This is a genomic window from Streptomyces sp. NPDC057638 (assembly GCF_042800315.1).
Taxonomy (GTDB): domain Bacteria; phylum Actinomycetota; class Actinomycetes; order Streptomycetales; family Streptomycetaceae; genus Streptomyces.
This window is the reverse complement of record NZ_JBHVHF010000470.1, coordinates 1-4191: the sequence shown is the minus strand read 5'-3', so window position 1 is coordinate 4191 and position 4191 is coordinate 1. Positions and strand designations below refer to the sequence as shown.

At 71.8% G+C, this 4191-nt stretch carries 4 protein-coding genes; all 4 read left to right on the top strand.

Translation table 11 applies throughout. The features are described from left to right. Positions 1-130 precede the first annotated feature (130 nt). The 4 genes from ACFVIM_RS33410 (at position 131) to ACFVIM_RS33395 (ending at position 4114) form a co-directional block, all read left to right on the top strand. Positions 131-1339 carry a hypothetical protein gene (locus ACFVIM_RS33410; protein WP_384309618.1) on the top strand — a complete coding sequence of 403 codons (1209 nt, stop codon included), beginning with the start codon at positions 131-133 and terminating at the stop codon, positions 1337-1339. A 38-nt stretch (positions 1340-1377) separates the two neighbouring features. After that, positions 1378-1950: a hypothetical protein gene (locus ACFVIM_RS33405; RefSeq protein WP_384309615.1), complete on the top strand. Its 573-nt coding sequence runs from the start codon at positions 1378-1380 to the stop codon at positions 1948-1950. Between the two features lie 161 nt (positions 1951-2111). Beyond that, the gene (locus tag ACFVIM_RS33400; protein ID WP_384309613.1) at positions 2112-2960 is read left to right on the top strand and encodes a hypothetical protein; all 849 of its coding nucleotides are present in this window, start codon (positions 2112-2114) and stop codon (positions 2958-2960) included. Next, complete coding sequence (locus ACFVIM_RS33395; protein WP_384309610.1) at positions 2960-4114, top strand: hypothetical protein; 1155 nt, start codon at positions 2960-2962, stop codon at positions 4112-4114. The genes ACFVIM_RS33400 and ACFVIM_RS33395 overlap by 1 nt, the downstream gene beginning before the upstream one ends. Positions 4115-4191: the final 77 nt, after the last annotated feature.

The following is a 4191-nucleotide window of genomic DNA, read 5'->3' as shown; positions in this document are numbered from 1 at the left end:
GTCCTGCGGCCCGGCACCCGGCGGCGGACGGGCCGGTTGTCCAACCCCACGACGTGAGGTAGAATAATAAATGTCGAGCAAGGGAGGGCAAACCCGGGCTCGAACCGCCACGCCCACCCAGGAGAGCCCCATGTCCACCCCCGCAGTCCCGATACCGCCGGACCGGCCGGTCGTCCTCAACCTCGGTATGGGAGTCGACAGTTCCGCGATCGCCACCCGCTGGCTCCTCGAACCGCATACCCGCGGATTCGACCTCGGCCAGCTCACCGTCCTCATCGCCAGCGTCGGCGAGGAGTACCGGGCGACCAAGGACGCCATGGAGCAAGCGCTCTTCCCGCTCCTGGCCGAGCACCGCGTCCGCACCGTCCAGGTCGCCCGCGCCGGCCAGGCGAGCAGGGACGGCTACGTCACCCTCTCCGACACCCGCACCCCCACCCGGCTCGTCACCGACGTCCCCGTCACCCTCGGCGAACGGATGCTCAACGTGGGAACGGTGCCGCAGGTCAGCTCCACCAACCGCTCGTGCAGCGACTGGATCAAACACCACGCCCTCGACTCCTGGCTCGCCGACAACGTCGCCCACGCCCCCTTCACCCACTGCATCGGCTACAACGCCGACGAGACCAGACGCGCCGAACGCGACCTCGCCCACACCAAGGGGAACCGCATCCCCGACTTCCCCCTGCTGCGGTGGAACTGGACACGGCGCACGGCGGCGGACTACCTGCGCACCGCGCTGGGCCGCGAGATCTCGCGCAGCGCGTGCTTCTTCTGCCCCTTCCAGGGGTCCGTCGGCGGCCGGGCCACCCTGCTCGCCCGGTGGCGCGCCGAGCCCGAAGCCGCACTCCGGGCGCTGCTCATCGAGCACAACGCCCTCGTGATGAACGGCAACGCCGCCCTTTTCGGCAGCCGGGCCGCCCGCGACGTCGTGGAGGAAGCGGGTCTCCACGACATCCTCGACCGCCACCACGACCAGGTCAGGCAATCACCCTGGAGCGTCTACGAAGTCCGCCGCGTCTTCCGCGCCCGGGACGGCGACCCCACCCGCAAGGGCCAGGCGTACCGCAGCGTCGCCCCCCTGGCCACGGGCCCCAGACGGGACATGATCGCCCACCTCGACCACCTCTCCGCGCGGTACGGGTGCACGCCCGCCACCGACCGGCACGGCATCACCCGGGCCCACCTGCTGAGCCGGCACCCCTCCCTCTACCCCACCGCCGAGCACTTCCTCGCCGCCGGCCCCGCGCTGACCCAGGCCAAGGCCCGCGACTGCTTCGACGACCTCTTCGCCGCCGTCACCGGCGGCGCTCCCGTCATCGCCGCCCTCCACGCGGCGTGACGGCCGCCGAACATCCCTCGCCCACCCCGGAGAGCGCCATGCCCATCCCCGCCCACGACTCCCCCGCCTACTGGCTCCACCTCGCCGAGACCGCCGACCGGCACACGGCCGCCGCCCGCCGGAGACTGGTGACCCCGGAAGTCCTCGGCCCCCTGCTCGACCTCCACCGACACCATCCGCACGCGGTGCTCGACCTCGCGGCGGTCCTGCTCGCCTTGACTCTGCGTGCGTGTCCCAGCCGGTTCCGCACCCCCGCCGGACTCCCCGACATGGACCGCCTCTTCCCGTACCGCGCCGACGCCCTGGCCGTACTCAGGGCCGCCTCGGGGGCCAACCGGCTCTTCGGCCGCCCCCCGGCGGCGGCCGCGGACATCGAGGAGGCCGAGCGCCAGGCCGTCGTCCTCCACCGGGTGCGGGACTCCGTGACCGCGGCGTGGCGGGCCGGCGCCGGTGCCGTGCCGCCGCAGCAACCTCTTCCCGCCCTCCGGGCGGCACTCGCCGGGTACGAGGACGACCCCGGGGCCACCTCCGCGGTGCTGGCCATCGCGACCGCGGCCGCCGTGCACGTCACCCGGCCCGCCCCCGGTGCGGGACCCGGGGGCGTGGGTTGACCGACCACCCCCAAAGAAGGTAGAATAATAATTGTCGGATCAGGGAGGGCAAACCCTGGTCCCGACCCCACGACCCCACCCCGCGAGGACGAACCAGTGAACCTCCCACCCCCGCCCGGCGGCGGCCTTCACGCCGCGCCGACCCGCCAGGGCACCGCTTCATGACCAGCCCCCAGCAGGCCAAGACCACCGACCGGGGCCGGTACTACGAAGACCCCCAGGGCGGCCCCGACCTGATCTCGGTGACCAACGTGCTCGACTACTCGGTCGCCAAGCCGATCCTCATCCCCTGGGCGTCCAAGGTGGTCGCCACCTACGTCATGCGCCACCTGCCCCGGGTGGTCGCCCACTCCCGCACCGACCCCGACGCCATCCTCAAAGAGCTCAAACGGCAGCCCGAGTACGCGCGCGAAGCCGCCGCGGACCGGGGAACCCGCGTCCACGACCGTGCCGAAGCCCACCTGCTCCGCACCCCCGTACCCGACGAGGAGGACCCCGAAGTCCTCCCCTACTTCAACCAGTTCCTCAAGTTCCTCGACATGTGGTCCATCGACCCCGACCGAGACCTGGAAGCCGCCGAGGCGACGGTGGCCAACCGGCAGCTCGGCTACGCCGGAACCATGGATCTGCTCCTGCACCTGCCCACGGGACCCAGCCGCCGCCGACGGCGCCAGCTCTGGCTCATCGACATCAAGACCAGCGAGACGCAGGCGTCCACCAACGTCTGGCCCGAGTACGACATGCAGCTCGCGGCCTACCGGTACGCACCGGTCATCTGGACCCCCGACGGAAGCGACATCCCGATGCCCAAGGTCGCCGGGGCCGCGATCCTCAACCTCCGCCGCCGCCGGGTCAACCTCATCCCGATGCACGCCTCCCGCACCTCGTTCGCCGCCTTCCGCTCGGCCCTCACCGTGGCCAAGCACCTCCAGCGAACCGAACAGACCAAGTTCGCCCCGCTCACCCCACCCACCGACCCCGACCCCACGACCTTGAGAAGGGCCGCCTGATGACCGGACGACTCCTCAACCTCCAGCGACAGGCCGCCGAACTCGGACGGCTCCGCACCGGCTTGACCCAGCCCGGCAGCAACGGCCGCAACCGCCCCGTACGGTCCGCGAACTGGATCGTCTCCAGCCACGACCGCACCCGCGTCGAAGCCGCCGCCACGCTGTGGGGAGGCACCGTCGAGCGCTGGGCGCCCCAGGGCAACGGCGAGGCACAGTGGCGGGTCATCACCGAGTCCAGCAGCATCGAAGCTCTCCTCCCGCCCGGTGATCCCCTCAGCCAGTACAACGAGATGTGGACCGGCGGCGGATGCGCCCGCAGGTGTGACGGCATCACCGAGAAACTGAAGAAGAGGCCCTGCGTCTGCCTCGACGAGCACGGAGAGAACTGGTACCTCCTCGGACCCCAGCAGGTCTGCCGGGCCACCAGCAGGATCAAGGTGATCCTGCCCGACCTCCCCGGCATCGGCCTGTGGCGGGCGGACACGCACAGCTTCTACGCCGCGAACGAGTGGCCGGGGGTCATCGACATGGTCGCCGCCGGCACCGGCGGCCAGGGCGTCATCCCCGTCTCCATGCGCATCGAGCAGCGCCAGCGCCTCGCCGAGGGCAAGACCAAGAAGTTTCCCGTCGTCGTCGTGGACATCCGGGCCACCGTTCGCCAGGCCCTCACCGGGACCATCCCCGGCTCCGTGCTCAGCCCCGTCCCACCGGCCGCACTCGCACTGGAGCGCGCGCCCCGGGACTACGCCGCAGAGGCCCGCAGCGCGAAGACCGCCGACGAGGCGGTCGGCATCTACCGACAGGCCGAGGCCGCCGGAGACATGACCGATCAGCTCAAGGCCCAGCTCATCGCCATCGGCCAGCGCAAGCGCGCCGCCGAGGCCGCCGCCGCTGCCGGGACGCCGGTGGACCCCGGCGCGACGGACCCGTCCACCGAGTCCTCGGACGAGGCCCCGGTGGACGCCGAGATCGTCGATGACGACGACCCCGAGATGCTCTGGTTCCACATCGTCACCGAAGCGGGCGAACGCGGCTGGGACATCGACCAGTTGTCCGGCCAGTTCACCGCCCGCAACCCGGGGGTCACCCCCGACACGGCCGGAGCCGCTCAGCTCCGCACCTTCCTCACCGACCTCCGCGAGACCGCGGCCTGACCGGTGGTGTTGGGGAACCCCCACCCGCCCACCCCCCCCCCCCGCAGAGTTGGCCCGGGCGCACAACGAGTTGGGGT

Excerpts from the sequence above, each read along its gene's own strand:
- ACFVIM_RS33410 (WP_384309618.1), top strand. The coding sequence starts at position 131 with ATGTCCACCCCCGCAGTCCCGATACCGCCGGACCGGCCGGTCGTCCTC.
- ACFVIM_RS33405 (WP_384309615.1), top strand. The coding sequence starts at position 1,378 with ATGCCCATCCCCGCCCACGACTCCCCCGCCTACTGGCTCCACCTCGCC.
- ACFVIM_RS33395 (WP_384309610.1), top strand. The coding sequence starts at position 2,960 with ATGACCGGACGACTCCTCAACCTCCAGCGACAGGCCGCCGAACTCGGA.
- ACFVIM_RS33400 (WP_384309613.1), top strand. The coding sequence starts at position 2,112 with ATGACCAGCCCCCAGCAGGCCAAGACCACCGACCGGGGCCGGTACTAC.